This window comes from Dyadobacter sp. CY327 (assembly GCF_021390415.1).
Lineage (GTDB): Bacteria > Bacteroidota > Bacteroidia > Cytophagales > Spirosomataceae > Dyadobacter > Dyadobacter chenhuakuii.
This window is the reverse complement of the sequence record NZ_JAJUXJ010000002.1, coordinates 248,826-273,086: the sequence shown is the minus strand read 5'-3', so window position 1 is coordinate 273,086 and position 24,261 is coordinate 248,826. Positions and strand designations below refer to the sequence as shown.

At 46.1% G+C, this 24,261-nt stretch carries 18 protein-coding genes and 1 riboswitch; of the genes, 8 read left to right on the top strand and 10 right to left on the bottom strand.

Annotated features, from left to right (window positions below):
* The first annotated feature begins 54 nt into the window (after positions 1-54).
* The 3 genes from LZG74_RS10720 to LZG74_RS10710 all read left to right on the top strand — a co-directional run bounded on the left by LZG74_RS10720 (position 55) and on the right by LZG74_RS10710 (position 3,550).
* Entirely contained in the window at positions 55-1,530 is a 1,476-nt protein-coding gene (locus LZG74_RS10720) for a DUF2235 domain-containing protein (protein ID WP_233796574.1), read from the top strand.
* The gene (locus tag LZG74_RS10715; protein ID WP_233796573.1) at positions 1,520-2,533 is read left to right on the top strand and encodes a DUF2931 family protein; all 1,014 of its coding nucleotides are present in this window, start codon (positions 1,520-1,522) and stop codon (positions 2,531-2,533) included. The genes LZG74_RS10720 and LZG74_RS10715 overlap by 11 nt, the downstream gene beginning before the upstream one ends.
* Positions 2,534-3,031: 498 nt before the next feature.
* On the top strand, positions 3,032-3,550 hold the full coding sequence (locus LZG74_RS10710) for a DUF4123 domain-containing protein (RefSeq protein WP_255699166.1): 519 nt from the start codon (positions 3,032-3,034) through the stop codon (positions 3,548-3,550).
* 15 nt (positions 3,551-3,565) lie between these two features.
* On the opposite strand, the gene LZG74_RS10705 is transcribed toward LZG74_RS10710, so the two are convergent.
* The 3 genes from LZG74_RS10705 to LZG74_RS10695 all read right to left on the bottom strand — a co-directional run bounded on the left by LZG74_RS10705 (position 3,566) and on the right by LZG74_RS10695 (position 9,360).
* Positions 3,566-5,320 (bottom strand): PKD domain-containing protein, encoded by a 1,755-nt coding sequence (locus tag LZG74_RS10705; RefSeq protein ID WP_233796571.1) that lies wholly within the window; start codon positions 5,318-5,320, stop codon positions 3,566-3,568.
* A gap of 214 nt (positions 5,321-5,534) precedes the next feature.
* Positions 5,535-6,875: a hypothetical protein gene (locus tag LZG74_RS10700; RefSeq protein WP_233796570.1), complete on the bottom strand. Its 1,341-nt coding sequence runs from the start codon at positions 6,873-6,875 to the stop codon at positions 5,535-5,537.
* A gap of 13 nt (positions 6,876-6,888) precedes the next feature.
* Positions 6,889-9,360, bottom strand: coding sequence for a TonB-dependent receptor plug domain-containing protein (locus LZG74_RS10695; RefSeq protein ID WP_233796569.1), 2,472 nt, complete (start codon positions 9,358-9,360; stop codon positions 6,889-6,891).
* A 409-nt stretch (positions 9,361-9,769) separates the two neighbouring features.
* Positions 9,770-9,912, top strand: a riboswitch (cobalamin riboswitch).
* A gap of 38 nt (positions 9,913-9,950) precedes the next feature.
* On the opposite strand from LZG74_RS10695, the gene metE reads away from it, so the two are divergent.
* Positions 9,951-12,251: a 5-methyltetrahydropteroyltriglutamate--homocysteine S-methyltransferase gene (gene metE, locus LZG74_RS10690; protein ID WP_233796568.1), complete on the top strand. Its 2,301-nt coding sequence runs from the start codon at positions 9,951-9,953 to the stop codon at positions 12,249-12,251.
* A gap of 101 nt (positions 12,252-12,352) precedes the next feature.
* Positions 12,353-13,285 (top strand): methylenetetrahydrofolate reductase, encoded by a 933-nt coding sequence (locus tag LZG74_RS10685; RefSeq protein WP_233796567.1) that lies wholly within the window; start codon positions 12,353-12,355, stop codon positions 13,283-13,285.
* A gap of 35 nt (positions 13,286-13,320) precedes the next feature.
* Here the strand turns inward: LZG74_RS10685 and LZG74_RS10680 are convergent, their stop codons facing one another.
* Both LZG74_RS10680 and LZG74_RS10675 read right to left on the bottom strand, forming a co-directional pair.
* Positions 13,321-14,199, bottom strand: coding sequence for a response regulator (locus LZG74_RS10680; protein WP_233796566.1), 879 nt, complete (start codon positions 14,197-14,199; stop codon positions 13,321-13,323).
* Between the two features lie 218 nt (positions 14,200-14,417).
* The gene (locus LZG74_RS10675) at positions 14,418-15,356 is read right to left on the bottom strand and encodes a glycerophosphodiester phosphodiesterase family protein (RefSeq protein WP_233796565.1); all 939 of its coding nucleotides are present in this window, start codon (positions 15,354-15,356) and stop codon (positions 14,418-14,420) included.
* A 203-nt stretch (positions 15,357-15,559) separates the two neighbouring features.
* Between LZG74_RS10675 and LZG74_RS10670 the strand changes: the two genes are divergently transcribed.
* The 3 genes from LZG74_RS10670 to LZG74_RS10660 are packed head-to-tail and all read left to right on the top strand — an operon-like array spanning position 15,560 to position 18,698.
* Positions 15,560-16,459 carry an SDR family oxidoreductase gene (locus tag LZG74_RS10670; RefSeq protein ID WP_233796564.1) on the top strand — a complete coding sequence of 300 codons (900 nt, stop codon included), beginning with the start codon at positions 15,560-15,562 and terminating at the stop codon, positions 16,457-16,459.
* 45 nt (positions 16,460-16,504) lie between these two features.
* The gene (locus LZG74_RS10665; RefSeq protein ID WP_233796563.1) at positions 16,505-18,094 is read left to right on the top strand and encodes a carbon-nitrogen hydrolase family protein; all 1,590 of its coding nucleotides are present in this window, start codon (positions 16,505-16,507) and stop codon (positions 18,092-18,094) included.
* A 22-nt stretch (positions 18,095-18,116) separates the two neighbouring features.
* Positions 18,117-18,698, top strand: coding sequence for a sugar O-acetyltransferase (locus LZG74_RS10660; protein WP_233796562.1), 582 nt, complete (start codon positions 18,117-18,119; stop codon positions 18,696-18,698).
* On the opposite strand, the gene LZG74_RS10655 is transcribed toward LZG74_RS10660, so the two are convergent.
* The 5 genes from LZG74_RS10655 to LZG74_RS10635 form a co-directional block, all read right to left on the bottom strand.
* Positions 18,695-19,093 carry a hypothetical protein gene (locus LZG74_RS10655; protein WP_233796561.1) on the bottom strand — a complete coding sequence of 133 codons (399 nt, stop codon included), beginning with the start codon at positions 19,091-19,093 and terminating at the stop codon, positions 18,695-18,697. The two genes, LZG74_RS10660 and LZG74_RS10655, sit on opposite strands and share 4 nt — an antisense overlap.
* Before the next feature lie 31 nt (positions 19,094-19,124).
* Positions 19,125-20,384, bottom strand: coding sequence for an Hsp70 family protein (locus LZG74_RS10650; protein ID WP_233796611.1), 1,260 nt, complete (start codon positions 20,382-20,384; stop codon positions 19,125-19,127).
* Between the two features lie 79 nt (positions 20,385-20,463).
* On the bottom strand, positions 20,464-22,629 hold the full coding sequence (locus tag LZG74_RS10645) for a cation:proton antiporter (RefSeq protein ID WP_233796560.1): 2,166 nt from the start codon (positions 22,627-22,629) through the stop codon (positions 20,464-20,466).
* Positions 22,630-22,645: 16 nt separating this feature from the next.
* Entirely contained in the window at positions 22,646-23,203 is a 558-nt protein-coding gene (locus LZG74_RS10640) for a hypothetical protein (RefSeq protein ID WP_233796559.1), read from the bottom strand.
* A gap of 57 nt (positions 23,204-23,260) precedes the next feature.
* Entirely contained in the window at positions 23,261-24,259 is a 999-nt protein-coding gene (locus LZG74_RS10635; protein ID WP_233796558.1) for a 2-hydroxyacid dehydrogenase, read from the bottom strand.
* Positions 24,260-24,261: the final 2 nt, after the last annotated feature.

Genomic DNA, 24,261 nt, shown 5'->3' with positions numbered 1-24,261 from the left:
TGCTTTGTGAAAGGTCTTCTTTGAAAGTAATTCACCTTTAATATCGTTATCATTATGTTGAAGGGATCTATTTCATGTGTAGCAGACGGACCTGATTCACATAAAGTAAAAAAGGAGCGGGAGAGGGTTAAGGTTCGCGTCTCTATATTTTTCGATGGAACACTAAATAATATGTCAAACGTATCGTACTCAAAGTCTAAAAAAAGTCCTTATTCTGAAGACATTATTTTGAAGGATATTCAAGAAAAATTTAATGATCCCGACCAGTATTCGAGCAAATATTCGAGTCCCAGTTCTTACGAGAATGATTATTCAAATATAGCACTTTTGGTCCGTGTGGTTGACACTAGCAAGTTTGAATACCATCACTGTTTTGAGCCAATATATAGAGAAGGGATTGGAACTGAGAATTCTGAGGAAGATTCAATGTTGGGATATGCATTGGGACAGAGCACCACTGGCGTCCGCGCAAAAGTTGAAAAATCAATAGTCGAAATAATGGAAGTGGTAAAAAACCGGACAGATTTAGCTAGTAAAAAGGTAATTATTGATGAGTTCAGATTCGATGTGTTCGGTTTTAGCCGTGGAGCGGCGGCTGCTAGGCATTTTATAAATCAAATTCTTAATACAACTTATTTTGTAACTGGTGGTCTCGCGATGATCATTAAGCCTTTGAAGGAGCGACTAAATGAGCAAGGATTCGATATTCAACAAGTGAAGGTTCATTTTGCTGGGCTTTTTGACACAGTGTCTTCGGTCGGAATTTCTGGAACGGCGCTGCGATTGAGCAACGTAAAGGATTTAAGTCTTAATGCCATAGGACAAGCAACGTCCGTATTGCATCTTGTGGCAGCTGACGAGCATCGTAAAAATTTTGCATCAACTAACATTAAAAGTGCGCCAACAGGAAAAGAGTTACACCTTCCTGGCGTGCATAGTGATATTGGTGGCGGGTACAGTAGTCCCAGCTTTGAGCATATTAAAATATATGATACAGATGATTTTTTCATTTCTGAGGGAGACTTGGAGATTATTGAGGCGGATATAGAGCAGTTGATATCGGAGGGTTGGTTTGACTATTCCGATCTTTTGCATAAAGATGGAAGAAGATGTCTGCTAAACTTTGAAAAAATTAGGGAGGCAGTTAACTGGCATGGAGAAGTTTTTGTCAAGCGCGCTGGACGAGAGTATAAAGGAATTAGTAATTATTATAGCCGGATCCCCTTGCATTTAATGAAGCTGGAAGCGGAAAGAAATGGAATGCATTTTGTTAAGGAAAAAATCAATAATGCTCCTGAAATGCGACTTATTTCTGATGACCCCACTCTTTCTCAGACGTATAATTTGTTAGAAAAGTATCTCGATAATCCTTCCAATCAAGAGATATGGAGAAGCGCTCCCGTACTACTTGAATTAAGAAGAAATTATTTGCATTTTTCTGCCTGCTGTAAAAAGATGCTTAACAGCTATGCCCCAGATGGACCGGAGTACGAGGGAAACATAAGAAAAAGAAGAGTTCATGAAGGTTGATATCAAACTTATCTACATTTTATTCCAAATACTACTTTTTGGATGTGTTCCAAATCAAAGAGATACAGGTATGAAAACATACACTTGGCTGGTAACAAGTTGTGCTCCGGAGGATTTTCCGGTTGAAGTCATGGACGGTTTTTTTTTGTTGCCGGATGGACGCAAAATGCAAATCCAGATAAGAAGCGTTGTGAAAAATGGGTGGGGCAAAATCGGCGCCTTAATACTCTCAGATGAAGACAAACAAGCCTTGCCTTTGAAAATGTATATCAAGTGGTTTTCACTTAGAGAAAGGAAATTTTATCAGGGAATGTTCGATCTTGAATCAAATGATTTGGAACAAGCTATTGCGGAGAAAAAAATAAGTCCCGTTGATGGTACAGAAGGTGCGTTTAAATACTTTGTCGTCGGGACAGCGCCTGAGGGTGGAGTAAGTCTGTGGTTAACAGGAAGCGGAGTTTGCAAAGAAATAGGTTTTTTTCGAGCTGACGAAATTCAAGTAGATACTACAAGATTTATAGGTGCCTCCCGTTCACTTGAATTCTATGCAGATGCGCTTTTAAACAATGCTTTTACTGAGGCCGATAATAAGAACGTACGATTAGGCAATTATCCGTTGGGCAAGTGGTCGAGGGAGTATCGAAAAATATTTGACTGGGGATTTTCCTTCGTTTCCTCTCCTAAAGGCCAGTCGGCTCTTATATCACTTTTCAATGGAGAGGTAATATTTTTGCCTAACACTCTGGAAATTGAAAAGTTTCAAAATCACCCTATACCTGAACGGATAGAGATCAATTGGCTCGATAAAGATGGTGAAGAAAATATATTAGATATCCATTTTGATGAAAGCGAGATTTTGACTGTATTTGAACATTTTGCAGGCTATAAATCAGGTATTAAGGTTCAGATCGAATTCAACTCAATTGATGCAAATACAAGAATTTTCGTAAAAAATAATGAATATGTTGCTGAGTTAAAGAAATGTGTTATTCAAAACTTTTAGGTAGTCCTTGACGAAGCATTGTAGGACTATGATAATTTTAAACGGTTGGGTTTATATTGTAAGTATTTGAAATGAACGATTAAGCTTGAATTCTATCTGCAAGAAATAGTGACGAGTTAATTGCGAAAGACTACTACTCATGCCTTAAATGCAAAAGTAAGCGATATTTTAGAATCAAAGCTAGACGGAGAGAATTAATAGTTTAGAGGAAAATGAATTTGGAATCTGGCCTGTATCGGAAAATCTCAATTAGTTGTTTAAAGTTTGAGCGTTGCGAAAGGGTGGTATTATTCAAAGGTCAACCTAATGGTATCTGTAAAATGGAAATTAACCTGTATACTACCTTTTGCAGATTTTAACTTGCATCCTTTCTCTGTTAGCAATAAGGGAACACCATCAAGGTGCATTAAGTATTCAAATGACTATGCGGAAACACTGACTTTCAAGAGTGGATACGCACAAATAAAAATGCATCATAAGCGAGTTCTTTAGAAAATAATGTTCACAACTCTCCTGCTAGACGCTGCTCGAATGGAAAATTCCATGGATCGGGCGCGGGAACTTAACCCGTTTCACACCTCGCTTTACCCGGGCAAGGGTGCTCAAGATGAGACTCTTCTTTCTGTGGCACCATTTTTATTTAAATATCCTTACACAGCTGATTTTGAAGAGTTCCTGTTGAGTGACGGTTGGGGTCATTCTTGGGGTCTGTGGGTGCAAAGCAATACTGAATTTGAAGAATTGTATCAACACTTCATGCGATTCTTGATAGTGCAGACCGAAGAAGGCCAGGAGCTATACTTCCGGTTTTATGATCCACGGGTTCTCCGCATTTTCCTGCCTACCTGCGATCAGGATCAGCTAGCAGAATTCTTTGGGCCGGTCAGCCAGTTCATTATGGAAGATGAAGATCCGGCTTTTTGCGTCCTTTTTTCACTCTGGCAAGGGCAATTGTTTGTGGATCGCCAGGACGCTTCTTTATTGAAATATATTCTCAATGATGAGGTGAGCGGCTAAACCGTGCTCGCTCTTCTAACGATTGCAATAGTAAGTGTAGATGTTGTCGCCTGCAAACAGGTTGGATCTTGTCGGCAAACCTTCGGTGTTATACTCGCTGAAGGCGGTTGTTTCGTTTACCTGCGTTTCATCTAACAAACCTGCGCGATATATCGCCTTGGTGTAACTCGTGATATTATGAAGGATGACACCTTCCGGCGCCAGGTAGGACGGATGGCCCAGATGTACACGCGTGAGCAAATTGATATTTTTCTGATTGTCGTATTTCCATTCCTCTACGCAACTTGTTTCTGAGGGCAAAGCCGGATCACGGAACGTTTTTCTGATCAGCTGCCCCTCTTGGTCATATTCCAGTTTTTGCTTTGCATTGTCTGTAAATTCGATCTCTGAAATTCGGTTATCCGCAATGATATATTTGGTGACCCGGTATGTTTTGGTAAAATTCTGGTGTTTAAGGGTGTACACTTCCCCCGAATTATCGCTGCTTGGGATAACGGATAAGAGCAAGCCGGTTTCAGAATAATTATAAACAGTGCCGTCAACTATGACTTTTGAAACATTGTAATTTGTATGATATTCATACTGTAAGGCCAACTTACTGATCGTACTTCCCCCGGCCGGGTTATTTCTGTCCTTAACAGTTGTTCGCAATATTTCGGTGGACGAGAGCAGCCCGTCACTGTTGTATTTATAAGAAAATATTCCGGAGCTGATCTCCACAACTGACTGGCTGTTGTTTCTCACGGCGAGGCTATAATTTTGTCGGGTTAATTGGCCGTCTGCATAAGTGTAATCATTGACGATACGGGAGACCGGCGCGCCCGACATTTCGTTTTCTATTTCCGTGCTTCGAAGGGGGAAATCATTTGCGTCATAAGTGAAAAGAGCTTCGTACTTTCCGGTGATCGGGTGCTGCCTTGTGTGTTTGGCAAGTCTGCATTTAGCGTAGATTTGTACGGTTTTCTTTTTCATGCTGGTCAAATTTCCATTTCTGGTGACGAGGATGACGTTATATGCGCCTGCGCGCTTATAAGTGTGCTTTGGAGAAAGATCCGTGGACAAACTTCCATCTCCGAAGTTCCATAAATACGTGACTCCACTAGCGGATTTGTTTGTAAATGTGACGTCGCAATTATAGGTACAGTTCTCTTCTGAAATATCAAATTCTGCGGTAGGCTGCACCGACTGTGGTGCGGTTACCTTTAACGTTTTTATTAATGTGTCGTTTGGGAGTCCGCTGGCTTTTGCAACTAACGTGATTGCGTAGCTACGTGGTTCAGAAAAGGTGCGGGATAATTTCTCATCACGCTGACGTGTTTCAAAGGGCGTATTATCCCCGAAAAACCATGTGTATGAGGTGGAATTAATGGATTTATTGGTAATAGACACCGTGCATGGGGCTGGGCATTCAAGGGCTGGATCAAGATCAAAAATGGCTTTGGGAAGTGGCCTGTCTGGCGCGTCGACTTTTATACTTTTAGAAATCCCATTGGATCCGCCACCATTTTTAGCAATAAGTCTCACATTGAAATTGCCACCAATCTTGAAATTATGCGTGATTTCGGCATCACCGCTGGTCACAATGGTAGAGGAGTCCCCAAAATCCCATTCATAGGCACTGGCATTCCGCGAAGTATTTTTAAAAGTCACAGGCACGCCAGCCTTCATCGTACCCGTTGGCACTTCGAAATCTGCTTCCGGGAACTCGATTTCTTTGTGACAAGAGAAAACAAGTGTTAAAAAAACCAATGAAATAAGTGCCTTTACCATTTGAGTAATTTTTTCCTTACGCACAAAGTGTCTTCGAAAACCAGACTTTTGCTAATAAAGATAAAATTGCCTGCATGGAGCAGCAATACGTCATTTGACGTATTTTAGGTAGTGGATATTCCCATAAAATTTCGGAAATGCCTTTTGAGGCGTAGTTCGGCAGAGAAATAGAGTGGCTACTGATCACTGCCAACAATGATCAGTAGCCTGCCAACTAGTAAGAACCCAGATAGCTCGATCCTGACTGACCGGTTAATGCAGCTCCCTTGATGACTTCTTTGGTTTTCCAGTTGATCACGTGCAACTTGCCCGCTTCGCCGGTTGGTGTCAGTGGAACATATACGAAATCTCCGCTCACCGCAATATTCTGATACTGGCCAAAATCCAACCCAGCTTCGTATTCGTTGCTGATTTTGGTTGCCGTTTTGGCATTCAGGTCAATTAACGCGATGTAACCGCCTTCTCCGGCAATGTTATATAAAACAATGCCGATTCCGTCCTTGATGTATCTCCAAGCCTGGATACGCGTGTCTTTAAGGCTCAAAGCAGCATCCAGGTCAAAATGATAGCCATTATCATAATCACTGTTGCTTTTATTAATGCGTAAAATGTCTTTTCCGCCCGTTGCTGTGGCCTGATAAATATTGCCATCATTGCCTACATACTGCGTCATGGTGCGGTAGGAGTGGTTGTTGGTTTTAGAAAGGGTGGAATAGATCAGTTTTGGGTTTTGCAAAGAAGGATAATCCACCACCAGCGTCGTTGTTCCAAGTGTGCGGTTAGCAGCATCGTTGGCCCATACCGGCTCCCCGGCAGTGTTGTAAGACAATTTTTTCGGGTCAATTTTGCTTACGTTACAGCCGATGAATATCTTGGTTTTGTCATCATTCAAAACGGGAACATCAATGCGTCCCACTGCGTAGCCCTGTGCTTCTAGCTCAGCCGGGAAAGGGAAATCGAATTCGGTGGAGTTGGGTACTCTGGCTTCTTTCAGGTCAATGACAGCGATCCTTACTTTTCCCCGGGTGTATTTGAAAACGTGGTTTGGCGCAGCGCCTTCCGTTACGGTCTTGCTTCCGGTTAAATGTACGCCGATTCCGATATCCTCAGCCGCTTTTGTCCAGCGGGGAGAAGTGCCTACGATATCCGACAAGTCCAGTTCGTTGCCTGTATCCTGATAATCTTTGGCGCCCTTTACCAAATATTTGTTGAATACACCGCCATCTTCACCCGTATACTGAATGTTATAGAGCTCCGTTCCATCCTCAGAAGCTTGCACGCGGGCTGTGCGCGCAGAGCGGAGGCCAAAGCCGTTTTTGTATATATCAACTGAAAAGTTTGGGTCGATAGCCTGCGCATGCGTGATGGCGTAAGCCATTGTGCCGCCGTTGCCTGCCGTTCCCTCAGCATCAGGGATCGATGCAGTCAATGAGATAAATTCCCTTTCGCTCACAGGCGTTTGGCCACCACCGTCAGGATCGGTCACATCATCTTTGCAACCGGCAAACGTCATTGCCAAACCTAGGATCACCGCGCTTATCAGATTTTTTTTCATCTTAAATTAATTATTATAAAAATTTACTAATTGTGTAATTCAACTTAACTGAGATACTCCTGCCAGGCTTTTGCACACCGAAGTTGTCATACATCTCTGCATTCAGCATGTTTTTGAAATCGAAGCTGGCGACCATCTTACCATTCGGGAACCGGTAGCTGGCTCCGAAATCGTGATAGAACTGGGTAGGCGTGGTAAACCATTCAGATTCCATCCAAACGGTCCCGAAAGCGCCGACAAAGCCTGTATTGTAATAAAAATTGAGAATCGAATTTTTCTGGAACTTGTCATTAAGCCGGTACTGAACGCTGCCGTTCATGGTAAAAAACGGCTCGTTGGGAAGCTGCAAGTTGTACAGATCGTGCGGATTGCCCTTTTGGTCAAATTTCTGTTTGAATAAAGTGTTGAATTTAGAGAAGTTGAAGAGTGCATTCAGGCGGTTGTCATATACATAAATCACCTCTCCTTCAAAGCCCCTGGATTGCGTGCGTCCCAGGTTGATATATTTAGTAACCTGAATATCCGCATCGCTTTCTCGTCCCGGCACAATCGCATTTTCGACGGCCTGCTGGGTAATTTTATCAAAGCCATTCCGCCAGAATGCGCTCGCATAGAGCGTCAGTTTGTGTTTGCCGGCCTGGATAGGGCCATGGCGGAAACCCAGATTGTAATTCACATTCTTTTCAGGGATCAGACCCGGGTTTTCCAGAATGTTGTTTTCGGGATCGCCGTAAAGCTGGTTTTCGGTGGCTGTAACGTAGGCGTTTTGAGTTGAGCCGATGATGTACATTTTGGAAAATACATTGTAGGAAACCGTAGCGCCATATCCTTTGTTGTGGTTCACCGTTTTGTTGCGCACCCTGTTGATGACGTTTGCGCCGTCTTGTTCGATCAGTTCAGGCCGCGTTTGAATCGTCCGGTTGGAGGTGTATTTTCCCAGCAGGTTTGTTTTGAGCTTGTCGTTGAAGAACTGCGCTTCATAGTTTAAGGCAAGAATGTTGTTGACTACACTGCTTATGGTCACCATTTCTTTCCGCTCCGGATTCAGCAGGTCATTGTCATCCCTGTCGGTGGTTTCCAGCTTGTGATTAAGGGAAATTCTGTGACCCGGAAAAACAGTGTATCCCAGATTAGAGCGCATATTGGTGATCTGCCGGTTTACTTCCACAATGCTCTTGGCACCTTGCTGGCCCATTCCCGGAGTGGGCGGCACGGGCACAACTTCCCCGTTCCGGATGAGCATTCTGGGTTTTCCGTCCCAGTTGTAAACCTGGCCAACTGTATCCTGAACATATGTGCTCCTGTAACTGCGGACCGCATTTACATTCAGCGCCAATCCTTTGGCCAGGAAATTGTTCTTATTATAATTCAGGCTGACCACATGCGCCTGATACTCACCAAACCTGCCCACATAAGGCCTTGCCATGGTGGTGCCGTGCGGGATTTCGCTGTAAGTGTCTGAAATATTGTAACCTATGAAAAACTGGTCCGCCCATTTCACATTCGTAAATCCGACTTCAAACCTGCCGCCGATTGACTTATAAGCATTATTGAATCTTTTGGCCCTGTAATACCGCTCCAATGTTCGGTCGGGATGCACAAATTTTGAAAACTTGCCCCAGGTGGTGTAGCTGTTGTCGGTGTAGGTGTAAAAGCCTGATGCCCTGGTGGTAAAACCTGTTTGCTTGTTACGGTAGATTCCGGAAAGATCAGCCTGAAATGTGTTGAAAGATCCGTAGGCAACCGCAGCTGTAATGTTGTTTTGGGAAGCGTCTTTTTTCAAAACCACATTGATGGCCCCGCCCACGTAATCGCCTGTCAAATGCGAGGGCAACACACCCTTGTAAACCTCAATGCGTTCGATCATTGCAGGTGGAATGTTGTTCAGATTGAAGGAGGACCCATAAGTTGAAATCTCAATGCCATCCAGGAAAATCCCAACCGCACTGCCGGACATGCCATTCAGGTTATACTCCACGCGTGATCCGATTCCACCGTTTTGACGAACGCGGACGCCTACGGCCCGGTCCAGCAGTTCATTGGTGGTTAAGTTGCGGAGCGAAGCTTCTTTTGTTTCAATGATTGCGACTGCAAATCCCTGCGTTTCAAGCTGTTTCTTTTCCGTTTTCTGAACAATCTGCACTTCGTTGAGATCCTGGGCGGTTTTAGCTACAACCGCGTTAAACTCGTGCGTGGGTTTGTGAACGTGGATCCTGGAAGTTTTGGATTTGATTTCGACAGACGTAATCATAATTTCCTGATGGCCGTAAGGCACATCTTTCAATGTGTAGGTGCCATCGGTTTCAGAGAAAGTGGCGATGCTGGTCCCGTTAACCCTTATGGTTACAAAGCTGACCACCGAACCCTTGTCGTCGCTGATTTTTCCTTTGACTACTGCCGTTTTCAGGGCAGATGTCTGTGCAAAAGTATGAAGATGAAAAAGGCTAACAATTGCTGTAATGAGTAGAGAAGGCTTCAATAACATTCGATGATTTTTCTTAATTAATTGCCCTTACAGTTGCCACTGCCGGGTTTTCAGAAATAGGTGTGAAGCAAGTCTTATTTAGACTAAGTCTAGTGAGTGCAAATATAGGCCCCGATATTTTGAATAGCAAGACAAAAAAGACAAATGTTACCTGGGGTAACAACAATTACTCATCAATGTAAAACGCGTTAATCCAACAGGGCGCTTCTCAACTTCCATCATCCGTAGAATTTTATCTGTTAGCACCGACATTTTAATGTTGAAAAAGATAGAAATGCAGTGTTTTTGACTATTGAATAGTGATAATATCTAAAAATATGGCAATGTGTAGAGATTAAATGCTTCTTACATAGCTTTGCGTAGATATTTAATCCTTTGCCGGATACAAAATATCGCGAATCGTTCTTTACCATAACAACTGGAAACAGGTTTTCGACGAAGGTCGGATTAATAGGGAATCGTGTGGAATTCACGAGCTGTCGCGCAACTGTGAGTAACCGCCTTAGAGGGCAGGTTACAAGTCAGGTTACTGCCTGTTACCAATGTTAAGCAAAGCGCTTGTAACAATTTTTATTTAAACAAACGACAAAATGCTAACACAAAACCTTGGCTACCCGCGGATTGGTGGACAAAGACAACTCAAAAAAGCCTGTGAACAATTCTGGGCAGGTAAGATCGATCTGACTGAGCTTTACAATGTGGCTCAAAAGATCAAAGAAGAGAACTGGCAGACTCAGCTGGAAGCGGGCATCGACCTGATCCCATGCAATGATTTCAGTTTCTATGACCAGACATTGGATACAAGCCTCTTACTGGGCGTCGTTCCGCAGCGTTATGAAGCAGTGCGCTCGCAGGCAACGGACAATGAAGAGCTGGATTTGTATTTTGCGATGGCGCGCGGATACCAAAAGAATGGTCTGGATATCACAGCCATGGAAATGACCAAATGGCTGGACACGAACTACCATTACATTGTGCCCGAATTCAAAGCCGATCAGCAATTCCGCATCAACAACGAAAATATTTTCAACGAATATAACCAAGCCAAAGCGCTGCTGGGAGCAAAAGCCAAGCCGGTGATCATCGGGCCGGTAAGCTATCTTTTGTTGGGTAAAGAAAAAGAGTCAGGATTCGAGCGCATTGAGCTTATCAGCAGCCTGGTTCCGGTTTACATTGAGATCATTAACCGTCTGGGCCAATCGGGTGCAACATGGATTCAGCTCGACGAGCCTTGCCTGGCACTTGATCTTACCAAAAAGGAAAAGGAAGCATTTGAATTTGCCTACAAAACCTTCGCACAGCAGGTTAGCGGCGTGAAAATCTTGGTGGCTACCTATTTTGAAGCATTACTGGATAATACGACCCTGGCCGTTGGCCTGCCGGTTGATGCATTGCATGTGGATCTGGTAAGGGCTCCGGAGCAGTTGGACGAAGTGCTTTCGCTTATTCCGGACCGCTTGATTTTATCCGTGGGCGTAGTGGACGGCCGTAACGTCTGGAAAAATGACTATGAAAAATCTTTGCATCTGATCAATCTGGCCGTCGGTAAGTTAGGAGCAGATCGTGTTATCATTGCACCGTCCTGCTCACTGCTGCACAGCCCGATCGATCTGGAACTGGAAACGGCCATTGATCCGGAAATCAAAAACTGGATGGCTTTCGCCAGGCAAAAACTGGTTGAGATTAATGCGCTAAGCCAGATTGCTGATGGGAATACTGAACTGTTAGCAGAAAATAAGGCAGCGATCGCAAGCAGAAGATCGTCACAAAAAGTGCATAAGCAAGCCGTGAAGGACCGGGTGGCCGCTATCACGGATGCAGATGCAACGCGCAGCACGGCTTTTCCGGTGCGCCAGCAAATCCAGCGCGAGCGCTTCAACCTGCCTGCATTCCCGACAACGACCATTGGCTCATTCCCACAAACAGACGATATCCGCCAGCTGCGCGCCAGGTTCAAAAAAGGCGATCTGACGCTCGAAGCATATGAAAATGCAATTGAACAGGCTACGATAGAAGCAATCCGCTGGCAGGAAGAAATCGGGTTAGATGTGCTGGTGCACGGTGAATTTGAGCGCAACGACATGGTCGAATACTTCGGCGAGCAGCTTGATGGGTTTTTATTTACAAAAAATGGTTGGGTTCAAAGCTATGGAAGCCGGTGTGTAAAGCCGCCGGTTATCTATGGCGACATCAGCCGTCCTGCTGATATGACGGTGCGGTGGAGCACATTTGCCGCTGCCCAAACCGACAAACCCATGAAAGGCATGTTGACCGGCCCGGTTACCATTTTGCAATGGTCGTTTGTACGCGATGACCAACCGCGTGAGCAGACCAGCAACCAAATTGCGCTGGCGATTCACGATGAAGTGCTGGCACTGGAAAAAGCCGGAATCGGCATTATCCAGATCGACGAGGCAGCCATCCGCGAGGGTTTGCCGCTCCGCAAAGCCAAGCGCCCGCATTATCTGGCATGGGCTGTGCGTGGCTTCCGCATCACCGCCAGCGGCGTTCAGGACCGGACGCAGATCCATACGCACATGTGTTACAGTGAATTTAATGATATCATCGAACACATTGCCGCGATGGATGCCGATGTGATCACCATTGAAACATCCCGCTCGCAGATGGAGTTGTTGCAGGCATTCGCGCATTTCGAATATCCAAACGAAATCGGGCCGGGCGTTTACGACATTCATTCTCCGCGCGTGCCAACCACAGAGGAAATGAGCTCGCTGTTGGCCAAAGCGGCAGATCTGTTGCCCGCACAAAATCTTTGGGTTAACCCGGATTGCGGTTTAAAAACCCGTAAATGGCCTGAAACAAAAGCTGCTCTGGAAAATATGGTAGCTGCTGCCAGACAGGCGCGGGAGCAAATTGCAACAGAAGTGTAAATCAAAATCAGGAAGTGCGGGCATTCCATTACGGGCATTCCATCATATATTTGAACAAAAAAATTAAAAAGCAGCAAGGAGCCGTATTCAAACTACCATTTATGTTTTTAGAAAAGATCAAATCCAGACAGTCCGGTGTAATGCTTTACGGCATCACTCCTCCAAAGGCAGGCACAACCCCTGAGCGGGTTGCAGAAATCGCAGATAAAACAATTGCCCGCCTTTCGTCCCTGGATATCGATGCACTCGTCGTATATGACGTACAAGATGAATCTGCCAGGACGAATCAGGAAAGGCCGTTCCCATTTATCAACGCGATGGATCCCCTTGATTTTGCCTCTGAACATCTGGGTAGTTTGAATGTCCCTAAAATCATTTACCGGCCCGCAGGTAAATTTACCCCCGCCGAGCTTACCGATTGGCTGGAAAAATTGCATCAACAGACGTTTTATCCCGTTTTTGTAGGCGTTCCTGCGCCGGATTTTCAGGTGAAGACCAGTCTTTCGGAAGCCTACAAAATTTGGGAAAAGCACAAGGTTACATCCGTTATCGGGGCAGTGACCATTCCGGAAAGACATCATGTATTAAAGGATGAGGATGTAAGGATACTCGACAAAATGAGCAGCGGCGTTTCTTATTTCATATCCCAATGTGTTTTTGATCTGGATTATGCAAAGCAGCTTATCGCGGACCTTTCGGCCAGCTGCAAAAGCAAGCAGACAGACCCGCCAACGATCATCTTTACAATCACAGCCTGCGGATCTGCCAAAACGCTCGATTTTATGGAGTGGCTGGGCATTCACTTGCCTGCCCAGGTAAAGGAAGATCTCCGTCAGGCAGACGATATGCTTGAAAGGTCCGTGGAAATATGCCTTGAAATCGCCTCAGAGCTTACCACGTTTTGCATGGAACATGCAATTCCCTTTGGCTTCAATATAGAAAGTGTTGCAATCCGTAAAGCGGAGATCGAAGCTTCTATTGATATGGCATCTGCAATAAATCAATTGCTTAGGGATGCAGGATTAAGGAATTGAAAACGGTAAACACTTTTGCCGTTTTCATTCACCTGCTAAGAAGTTTTCGGTAGAGTAACCGTGCCCCACCATAAGCTGCATACGTCTCTTATGCTGGAAAATGATTGGAAAGCTTTTCCCGTTTTTACAAGATAGGCACTGGCAAGCCCCGCGTAACTTTCGCTTATGTCTCTGGGATGATCCGAATGGCTCAGGATAATGACAGGCACGGGGGGAAGGTTGCGGCTGGCAATGAAATTCCGGATTTGGGCCAAAAGGCTCAGGCCCTGATCGCGGTTAGGCAGGTATAAATCCAGCAGTATCATCTCAACGGGCGGATTCAAAGCTGCATATTCGTTTTCCAGAAAATCGATGGTGCTGTCCTGGCTGCTTCGGTGAATCACTTTGATATCGGGCATGCCTGTCTTTAAGGCAGCCCGCATCATTTGCCAGTGATCCTGGTTATCCTCAATGACCAAAATGGTTTTGTTACTGAAATTTTTACCCACCACTTGTCCTTCAAATTCGGGATAACTGTCCAGAAAACAAATGCTGACGGACTGGGCTATTTCAATATATCCCTGAAATACAACCGGTTTTACAATGTAAGCATTCACTCCCTGATCGTAGCAATGCCTGATCAGCTCCGCATTGGAGCTGGTGGAGACGATGATCACCGGGATGTGCCTGCATAATGGGTCGCTCTTTATCCTTTTCAAAGCTTCCAGCCCCGTGAGCCGCGGCATATTCATGTCCATTAATATCAATGCGGGCTGTTCGGGCAAGTTGTTGGCAAGTGCATCCAGCAGCAACTGGCCGTCAACGAACTCTTGTACTTCTATGTCTTGGATTACGTTTTCCAGCGCTTCCCGAAGAAGCATCCGGTCATCGGAGTCATCGTCGACAATATATACGGTTTTCTTAGCCAGCATCATCTTAATACGTTATCGATCTCCTGCAATCCCCTTGGCAGAAGATATCGTCAGGACCCTCAATTTGCCTTTTAGAGGTGTAATTTGGGCCAAATTACGCACTAATATGGCAACAACAAACCAAAACCGGTCTGACAGGGCTTTCCCAATACAGACCGGTCTCATTACATGCCACTTGCGAAAACAAAGAAACGATCCGCCTGCGGCCGGTTATTTTCAAATCACCTGCTTTTGCCGAAGAACTTTTGCTTGGGACTATCTTTTTTGATGAAGCCTTTTACCGCCTCGGCCAGCTCGATCGGATAGTCAGATTCTATGATCGAGGCGCCATCTTTTGCAATGGAAATGTAAGCGGCTTTGCGCTCCTCGGCGGTTTTAAGTTTGTCGTAGGAAGAGGCTGCTGAAATCATCGCCATCGCGCCAGCTTTGTTGAGCAAACTGTAAAGCTCCTGGTTGTCGGGCTTGACGGTTGGGCCAATGTAGGCGATCAGTTGGGTGAAGGGGATGCCAGCTTTCTGATAACTTTCAAATTCCGCTTTGGTTTTGATAAAGGCTGAAAATGTACTGTTAGGGTTGTTTTTCAGATAAAACGCAGCCTCTTCGGGCTTATGGACGGTCATCATGACGAATGCATCAGCTTTGTGTTTGCGGATCAGTGCAGCAGTCATTTCCAGGGGCACATCCTTGTGGTCCAGGTTCAGGATTGTTTTTCCGCGGCCCCATTCAATCACTTCACTTAATGTCGGGATCGGAAAATCGGTCACATTACCTTCGGCATCTTTCAGTCTGAATTGTTTGAGCTCGGCGTAAGTGTAATCTGAGAGTTTGCCTTTCCCCGTCGTAGTCCGGTCCAGGGTGGCGTCGTGCATGAGCACCATGACGCTGTCTTTGGTAAGCCGCGGATCGATCTCAAAAAATGCAGGCGTATGTTTTAATGTATTTTCAAAAGTCGCAATCGAATTTTCGGGAAAACCTTTCACCATTCCGCCGCGATGGCCCGCAATAAGCAGCACATCATTTCCGGTGTATTTAAAAAACGCGTGCAGGTCTTTGGCACTTTTCAATTTAAGCACATTCATTTGATCCTGACCATTCACCGCACTTATGGCTCCGAGAAGAAGCAAGCCGGTTACAGCGGAAAATAAAGAAGACTTTTTCATAAAAATGGGTTTGGTAAATTATCGGGTAAAACAACGTCGTGAATGTAATGCCGTTTCCTGAGTTCCTATATTAAATTTTGGTAACCTATCCTTTCAGGCACGGTAAATGGTTATCCGCAGAAGGGTTTTGGAACCGATTGGCAAAGTTTTAATACAGAAATCCGTATTAAGAATTGATTTATTCATTACAAAACTTCATTAACATGTCTGAAACAACCAAAGCATCGCTTCAAAATCCACTCACAAAATACCCCAAGCCACCCTTTAACAAACAGCCCCAGCAAGTGCCGGGCCTGGCTTCCAAAATGGACCCCAAGCCTGACCACGGCGAAAAAAGCTATAAAGGATCCGGACGCCTCGCGGGCAGAAAGGCCCTGATCACAGGAGGCGATTCGGGGATCGGGCGTGCAGCAGCGATCGCTTACGCGCGTGAAGGAGCCGACGTGGCCATTAATTATCTGCCACAGGAGCAATCTGATGCAGACGAAGTGATCGCACTCATTGAAGCCGAGGGCAGGAAAGGATATGCCATTCCGGGTGATATCACCCAAGAATCCTTTTGCAAGGAGCTTGTAGCGCAGGCGGTTCAAAAACTGGGGGGCCTTGATATCCTGGTAAATAATGCCGGCCATCAGCAGGCTGTGGATTCTTTGCTGGACATTACATCAGAAGGGTTTGATGCGACGATCAAAACGAACATTTATGCGCCATTCTGGATTACGAAGGCTGCATTGCCGCATCTGGCAGAAGGTTCCGTGATAATTGCTACTTCATCTGTGCAGGCTTATGATCCGTCTGAAAATCTGTTTGATTATGCCCAGACCAAGGCAGCCAATGTGGCTTATGTAAAGTCGCTGGCCAAGCAGCTCGGGCCTAAGGGAATCCGGGTAAATGGTGTTGCGCCGGGACCCGTATGGACTCCGTTGCAGGTGAGCGGCGGGCAGCCACAGGATAAGATCGTGGAATTTGGGGAAGCTACACCCCTGGGAAGACCAGGCCAGCCAGCCGAGCTCGCATCCATTTTCGTACAGCTCGCAGATTCAGAAGCCAGCTATGCAACCGGACAAATTTACGGAGCCGCAGGTGGTGGCGGGCATCCATAATGCGTAGCTTTGCGCAGAGTGTAGAAAAACCGCAATAAAAAACGAATGGAAACGAATAAGGACTTTAAGTCGATTGAGAATATTGAATTGGTTTTTCTAAAACCGGAAGATTACGAAGAGATCAAAGAAATGATGATAGAAACCTATTCCAGTATGCCTAACGCATACTGGAAAGAACATCACATTAAAACGTTGATCACCATTTTCCACGAAGGCCAGGTAGGCATCAGGGTAGATAACGAGCTGGCCGGATGTGCATTATCGATCATTGTAGACTATGATAAAGTTGACTCTAAACATACGTATAGGGAAATAACAGGAAATTATAGTTTCAAGACGCATACCAATAAAGGCGATGTTTTGTACGGGATCGATGTGTTCATCCGCCCCAAGTATCGTGGCCTGCGGCTGGGAAGGCGCTTGTATGATTACAGGAAAGAACTTTGCGAGAAATTAAACCTGAAAGGGATCGTATTCGGCGGCCGTATCCCAAACTACCACCAATATTCCGACACAGTCTCTCCCAAAGAATACATTGAAAAGGTAAGAAACAAGGACATTCACGATCCTGTTTTGAATTTCCAGCTGTCCAACGACTTTCACCCGGCCAGGATATTACAAGGATATCTGGAAGGCGACAAGGATTCCAATGAGTACGCCGTGCTGCTCGAATGGGATAATGTCTATTATGAAAAAAGCTCCGACCAGGCTGCATTTACAAAGTCGATTATCCGGTTAGGATTGATACAATGGCAAATGCGCTTGTATAGCGACTTTGATGAGCTGATGCAGCAGGTTGAATATTTCGTGGATGCAGTATCGGGTTACCGATGTGATTTTGCGCTGTTCCCTGAGTTCTTCAATGCGCCTTTGATGTCTGATTACAATCACCTTTCAGAACCGGACGCAATCAGGAAGCTGGCCGAATACACCGAGAAAATCGTTTCCCGGTTCTCTGAGCTGGCCATTTCCTATAACATCAACATCATAACCGGAAGCATGCCGGAAGTCGTTGACAACAGCCTTTATAATGTGGGTTATTTATGCAAAAGGGATGGCGGCATCGAGCGCTTCGAAAAGTTGCATGTCACCCCGGATGAAGCCAAGGTATGGGGAATGCAAGGTGGAAACACTATCAAAACATTCAATACCGACTGTGGAAAGATCGGGATCCTGATTTGCTATGACGTCGAATTCCCGGAATTGAGCCGCATCCTGGCTGATGAAGGAATGAACATTTTGTTTGTGCCATTCCTGACCGATACCCAAAACGGATATTCCAGGGTAAGAAACTGTGCGCAGGCCAGGGCCATCGAAAATGAGTGCTATGTCGCTATTGCAGGCAGCGTGGGCAACTTGCCCAAAGTCCATAACATGGACATTCAATATGCCCAATCCATGGTCTTTACGCCCTGCGATTTTTCTTTTCCTACCAACGGCATCAAAGCCGAAGCAACGCCCAATACCGAAATGATCCTTATCGCCGATGTCGATATCGATATGTTGAGGGAATTAAATCAATTCGGAAGTGTGCGGAATTTGAAGGACAGAAGATCAGATATTTATACGCTCGTTCGGAACCACGAAAGCCAGAAAAATAGTCTGGCCGCAGGAAATCCCACAGAACACATTTGACGCTATTGTAATTAATTGCCGCATGAAAACTGAGAAACAGAAAATGCTCGATGGCGAGCTCTACGTCGCTTTGGACCCGGAACTGACCCAGGAGCGCACCCGGACACGCTTGTTGCTGCTGGAATTGAATGCCGGTCGGGAAGATGAGCCGGAGAAAAGGGCTGCTATTTTAAAGCAATTAATTCCGAACGCCGGCGCTAATCTGTGGCTGCAACCGCCGTTTTATTGCGACTATGGAAGCAACATTATCGTTGGAGACAGTGTTTTCTTCAACTTCAATTGTGTCGTGCTCGATGTTACTTACGTGCGCATTGGAAGCCGTACGCTGTTTGGGCCTAATGTTCAGATTTACACCGCGACGCATCCCATTGATCATGTTACCAGGGCATCCGGGGTCGAATCGGCCAAGCCTATTACGATTGGAGAGGATGTATGGATAGGGGGCAGCGCTGTTATCAATCCTGGTGTAACGATTGGCGACCGCACCATTATCGGTGCCGGCAGCGTGGTGACCAAGGACATTCCCGCCGACGTATTTGCGGCCGGTAATCCCTGCCGCGTTATCCGGTCGCTTGCCGTAAACGACTCCCGGGACACGGATTAGAATGGCGACTTCCTGAATGATACAGCCCCGTTTTGATCCTTTGTATAAACCGCATAACAGTTGTCATTATACTGAGGATCAAAACCAGGGTTAGTTGCGGCGAGGGCTTTGGGAAATGGTTTGGATGCATCAAAAAAGTAGACCGTAGTCGTGCCATATTTCGTGTAAGGCATCATATCGCCATATTTTTGCATTTCATCAAAGACGGGCCCTTCTACCGATGCAGCATAAATCCTGATAATAGGACCCTGGTTGTTTTCATTCCGGAATGTGGCCACTTCCTTAAAATTCCCTTTGAGATCATCCACAGTCGGCTGTGAGGTCGAATCGTAGATAATGTAACCGATCACAGCAATGATCAATATGAGAAAAATGTATTTTTTGTTTTGAATCATGATCGGTTGCTAGATAATAAAAGCCTGCAAATTACGAGAAACGGTTGCGCGCGTCGTAGGCAAGGCCAAGTCCTACACTGGAAAGCTTGTTTTCCTCAGACCATTCCGCTGCCGGAAAAAGCTGCCTGAAATGTTGCTGGATCAGCGGGATTTCGGTTGAGCCGCCCGTCATAATGACAAGCCCGATACTTTCCGGTGTAACCCCGGCAGCTTGCAGGCATTCCCTGGCCGACTGCACAATGCGCTCCGTTTTTGTAATGATAGCAGCGTCAAAATCCTTTCTGGCAACGTCAATGCGCAAGTCCTGATCAATAAAACTCAGCGTAGCAGCAAAGCTTTCACTGCTGGCCAGGCCAATCTTAATCTTTTCCGTTTCAGCCAGTACGGCGTGTCCCGTTTCTTGTTCGAGCACATTGATGAGCCTTCCGTAACGCACCGGATCGTGTGTCTCGCGCAGCAGCTGTTTAGCCTGAAATAAAATTCTGTTGGTATATAAAAAATTCACTTTGCTCCATTCAGACAGGTCAAAGTAATGATAGGAAGGCACTTCGAGATTCTTGGTGCCATACTTAGAGCGGAAACCCAGCTCGGGCATCATTTCGGCCAGGCTTAGGTCGCGGTCAAAATCATTTCCGCCAAGGCGCACGCCTGTGTTGGCCAGAATGTCCTCGTTTCTGTCATGCTTGGTGGCATTTTTCCGGGAAAGCCTGATAATGGTAAAATCCGATGTTCCACCGCCCAGATCGACCACCATAGCCAGTTTTTCTCCGCTAACCCTGGCTTCATGGGCAAATGCAGCCGCGATGGGCTCAAACTGGAACCCTACATGCTCAAAACCCAGGTTTTTAGCGATCTGTTTCAGCTCATTCTCTGCCCGCTGATCGGCAGCAGCATCATTATCGACGAAATGAACCGGCCGGCCCATCACCACATGCCGCAGTTCCGTTCCGCAATCAGCTTCGGCTTTGCGCTTCATCTGGTCGAGGAACGCAGCAATAATCTGATCAAATTTCATCAGTTCGCCGTTGACCATCGTGCCCTGGCGCATGGCTGAACTGCCCAGAACGCGTTTGAGGCTGCGCATTAACCTGCCCGGCTGGCGGGTTAGGAATCGCTCGGTTGCTTCCCGGCCGAAGTACGCGTGATTGTCTTTTCTGGCAAAAAACATGGCGCTGGGAATGGTCTGGTTATCATTTTCAACCGGAACCAGAAAAACATCGTTTTGATTTGCCACTGCCAGGCTGGAATTGGAAGTGCCGAAATCAATACCGCAAAAAACAGAAGTAGTCATCATTTGAAAAATTGGGCGCGCAATTTCCCATTATTTACCCGGCAATCCAAACGAAAACTCAGCTTTATGCAGGCTTTGATTAGTCGCCGAGCATCTTACGAAGATATCTGGCAGCCTTGGTAAGTGATCCCAGCTTATCAGATAATGTGCCGATCAATGCGCCGTCGGCTTGCTCGATGTCGTTCATGTTAATGCCCGATTCGAGTTGTTTTGGATAAATCAGCAGCAGGCTTTGCTCCTGAAAATAATTGGAGAAATAACCGGGAAGTTTTTCCAATTGTGAAAGATAGGACGCAGACCCTTTTCTTGCCGAGACGATCACAAAGAAGTCGTCTATTTTCAGCTCCCGCGAAAAAATCAGGAAGTCGTCCCAGGCGCTAAAAAGGCTAAATTCCACCTCGACGGTCGTCGTCTTGCGGGCCAGAACGCTTTTAATTGCCTTAATAGTTTGTCCTGAGGCATAGAAATGAATCGGCATCGCATTGATCTTTGCCAGCGTAAGCAGCTTACCAAGCCAATGTAAAAATCCAGGCTCATTACTGCCTGCAGGCGGCACAGCAACCACAATCCGCGTGAGTGTATTAAAAGGCTGGGCCGGCTTGTAAATATAGATCGTTTCAAAAACCCGCTTGACAATGTTTTCGACCTTGGGCCCAAGGAATGTTTTGTGATCCGTATTCTGATGTAGGCCAATGACCACATCCGTAATGTTCTGTTCCTTAATAGAGTAGGTGATCCCATTACTGATGTTGGCATCATATCGGGTCAGCGGAACGAGCATGTTTTCCGAAGAGCTGGCATGCTGAACTGCTTTATTGAGAATTCTCTTGCCGTGGGACGCCGAATCGTTTTTCTGATCTTCATCCGTAACAATGTGCAAGCCATAGAGTGGGATCGCAATGCGATTTGCTTTCAGCATAATCCCAAAATCAACCAGGTCGGCGATCATATCGGGATAGGAAAGCGAAACCAGGATTTTTTCGTTGCTTACAGCGTCGGCTTCTCCGGGGCTTTCTTCATCCTGCGTGAGCGCGAGCCTTTTCGAAGCTCTTTCTACTACAAATGAACTGACCGCGCAGCTAACCAGAATAAGCACAATGGTGCCGTTCAGCACATCTTCGTCCAAAAGCCTGATGGGTTCGCCCAGTGCTGTTTCCCCGATGATAATGTTGTAACCTACCAAAATAATCGCCAGCGTAGCAGCCGCATGCGAGGCACTCAGGCCAAAGATCATCAGCCCTTCATCCGCAGACAGCCGGAACACTTTCTGTGTGATCCATGCTGCCAGATATTTACTCGACAATGCAATCAACAGGATAACCCCCGCCACTCTTAATGCACCCCAGCCGTGTGTTAATACGCCGATATTGACAAGCATTCCCACGCTGATCAGAAAAAAGGGAATGAACAGCGCATTGCCCACAAAGTCGATGCGGTTCATCAGCGGGGAGGAATGCGGGACAAATTTATTTAAAACCAAACCTGAAAAGAATGCCCCGATTATGGCCTCTACACCAGCGATCTCAGCTAAGAAAGAGGCCAGAAACACCATTGCCAGCACGAATATGTACTGCGAAATGCTATCGTCGAAACGCTTGAAAAACCAGCGGCAGATTATTGGGAAAACAAACAGCACCACCGCCACAAAAACAACGAAAGAAAAGCCGAGCCGAAACCAGAATGCCGGTGAAACATCGCCCTTCGAAGATCCTGCAACCCCCGCCAGGATAAGGAGCGCGAGAATGTCGGTGATCATTGTCCCGCCCACCGTCATATTAATGGCCCGGTTTCGGGCTACACCGTATTTGCTGGCAATGGGGTAGGAAACCAATGTGTGCGTGGAAAACATGCTGGCCAGCAGCAGCGAGGACAATAACCCGTAACCCAAAATATAATAACTGGCCAGCGTACCGCTGATCAGCGGCAATAAAAATGTGGTTAACCCAAATACAATGATCTTGTTACGGTTCTTTTTGAATTCGGCCAGATCAATTTCCAGGCCGGCGAGGAACATAATGTAAAGCAGACCAACCGTTCCAAAAAGCACAATGCTGCTATCCCGGCTGAGCAGGTTCAATCCATACGGCCCGACGATCATTCCTGAAATAATCAGCCCGATAATGTGAGGGACTTTGATCCGGTTGAAAAGGATAGGTGCAAATAGGATAATAAAGAGCACCACCGAAAAAATAATAACGGGGTTTTTAAGGGGTAAGGAGAGATCCAGTAAGAGCAACGAATTCATACGCACAAGTTTAGGGTTATTTCTGCCGTTCGGCAGTCAGGGTGTAGCGGATTTTGCAATCGGTGCGCTCCACTTCCCGCGTCCCTTCCATTTTGCCTTCTTTAAGTTCCAGCATAATCCGCATCACCGACTCGGAGCCGGGCTGACCATTGGTCGCTTCAAGCCGGGTTTGCATGAAAGAACCGTTGTAAATCCTGGACAGTTCGTTTCCCGTGAAAGTATTTACAACGATCCCCTTGTTCTGATAGGCGATTTCCCAGGTTTCTGTTTTCGAATCCCCGATGGCCGATCCGCTGCAATTCGTTTCCGTACAGCGCATTTTGACGATCCATTTGCCCGTAACGGGTTGCGCCTGTAACGAGTCCGTGACGGCGGTCGAATCTTCCAGCTGCTTTTTCTTTTTTTCCTGCAACTCCTTTTCCAGCAGCGTCAGTCGCTGTTCCCATTGCATTAATGTCTGCTCCTTTTCTGCGACCTGCTGTTCCCTTTTGGTCAGCTGCGCTTCCTTTTCTTTATATCCGCAGCCCTGCAATGCAGCAGCGAAAAACAGAAAAACTAATGTCCATCTCATCATGCACGTCCTATTTTAGAGCCTGTAAGGTGGGTAATTAAAGTCAGGATTTCAAACTGTTTAAACCAAAATTACCGATTTATTGACAGGCTCCGTGCCTTTGCCAAGCGCATCAATGCTGCTGAGCGTGACCTGGGCAATTTCCGAAAGGGCTTCATCCGTAAAAAAGCCCTGGTGCGCAGTTACCAAGACATTGGGAAAGCTCATCAGGCGTTGAATAGTGTCATCCTCAATTATACTCTCCGAAAGATCTTTGAAAAACAACTTTTCCTCCTGCTCGTAAACGTCAATGCCAAAGTGCGCCACGTGTTTGCTTTTCAATGCATCAATCACATCCGGCGTATTAATCAATCCGCCGCGGCTGGTGTTGATCAGCATAACACCTTGCTTCATTTGCTGCAATGTCCGGGCGTTAATCAGGTGATGCGTATGCTCGTTGAGCGGGCAATGTAGTGAAATGATGTCCGAATTGCTTAGTACAGTTTCCAGATCCTGATACTCAATGCCCTGCGCCTGCAAATCGGCATTCATCGCAATGTCATAAGCAATTACCCGGCATCCGAAACCTTTCATGATTTTGCAAAATGCAGCGCCTATTTTCCCGGTTCCGATTACGCCGACTGTCTTGCCATATACATTAAAACCCATCAGACCATTCAAGGAAAAATTCTGCTCCCTTACCCGGTTATAGGCCTTATGCGTTTTCCGGTTAAGCGTCAGCAGCATCGCAACTGTATGTTCGGCAACGGCCTGGGGTGAATATTCGGGCACGCGGCAAACCCTTATGCCCTGCTGGCGGGCTGCTTCCAGGTCAACATTATTAAAGCCCGCACAGCGGAGTGCGATGATCTTAACGCCTTTCGCTGCCAGGACCGCTATGACATCTGCATTCACCTTATCGTTTACAAAAACACAAACGGCGGTTTGCCCTTGAACTGCTTCTACAATGTGAGGGCCAAGATGGGTTTCCAGATATTCCAGCTCAAATCCGTAACGTTCATTGTGCAGATCGAAAAAGGTGCGGTCGTAAGGTTTTGCGGAAAAGAATAAGATTTTCATAA

Excerpts from the sequence above, each read along its gene's own strand:
- LZG74_RS10695 (WP_233796569.1), bottom strand. The coding sequence starts at position 9,360 with ATGTTATTGAAGCCTTCTCTACTCATTACAGCAATTGTTAGCCTTTTT.
- LZG74_RS10700 (WP_233796570.1), bottom strand. The coding sequence starts at position 6,875 with ATGAAAAAAAATCTGATAAGCGCGGTGATCCTAGGTTTGGCAATGACG.
- LZG74_RS10705 (WP_233796571.1), bottom strand. The coding sequence starts at position 5,320 with ATGGTAAAGGCACTTATTTCATTGGTTTTTTTAACACTTGTTTTCTCT.
- LZG74_RS10640 (WP_233796559.1), bottom strand. The coding sequence starts at position 23,203 with ATGATGAGATGGACATTAGTTTTTCTGTTTTTCGCTGCTGCATTGCAG.
- LZG74_RS10650 (WP_233796611.1), bottom strand. The coding sequence starts at position 20,384 with ATGACTACTTCTGTTTTTTGCGGTATTGATTTCGGCACTTCCAATTCC.
- LZG74_RS10710 (WP_255699166.1), top strand. The coding sequence starts at position 3,032 with ATGTTCACAACTCTCCTGCTAGACGCTGCTCGAATGGAAAATTCCATG.
- LZG74_RS10715 (WP_233796573.1), top strand. The coding sequence starts at position 1,520 with ATGAAGGTTGATATCAAACTTATCTACATTTTATTCCAAATACTACTT.
- LZG74_RS10660 (WP_233796562.1), top strand. The coding sequence starts at position 18,117 with ATGAAAACTGAGAAACAGAAAATGCTCGATGGCGAGCTCTACGTCGCT.
- LZG74_RS10685 (WP_233796567.1), top strand. The coding sequence starts at position 12,353 with ATGTTTTTAGAAAAGATCAAATCCAGACAGTCCGGTGTAATGCTTTAC.
- LZG74_RS10670 (WP_233796564.1), top strand. The coding sequence starts at position 15,560 with ATGTCTGAAACAACCAAAGCATCGCTTCAAAATCCACTCACAAAATAC.
- LZG74_RS10675 (WP_233796565.1), bottom strand. The coding sequence starts at position 15,356 with ATGAAAAAGTCTTCTTTATTTTCCGCTGTAACCGGCTTGCTTCTTCTC.
- LZG74_RS10645 (WP_233796560.1), bottom strand. The coding sequence starts at position 22,629 with ATGAATTCGTTGCTCTTACTGGATCTCTCCTTACCCCTTAAAAACCCC.
- LZG74_RS10635 (WP_233796558.1), bottom strand. The coding sequence starts at position 24,259 with ATGAAAATCTTATTCTTTTCCGCAAAACCTTACGACCGCACCTTTTTC.
- LZG74_RS10720 (WP_233796574.1), top strand. The coding sequence starts at position 55 with ATGTTGAAGGGATCTATTTCATGTGTAGCAGACGGACCTGATTCACAT.
- metE (WP_233796568.1), top strand. The coding sequence starts at position 9,951 with ATGCTAACACAAAACCTTGGCTACCCGCGGATTGGTGGACAAAGACAA.
- LZG74_RS10680 (WP_233796566.1), bottom strand. The coding sequence starts at position 14,199 with ATGATGCTGGCTAAGAAAACCGTATATATTGTCGACGATGACTCCGAT.
- LZG74_RS10655 (WP_233796561.1), bottom strand. The coding sequence starts at position 19,093 with ATGATTCAAAACAAAAAATACATTTTTCTCATATTGATCATTGCTGTG.
- LZG74_RS10665 (WP_233796563.1), top strand. The coding sequence starts at position 16,505 with ATGGAAACGAATAAGGACTTTAAGTCGATTGAGAATATTGAATTGGTT.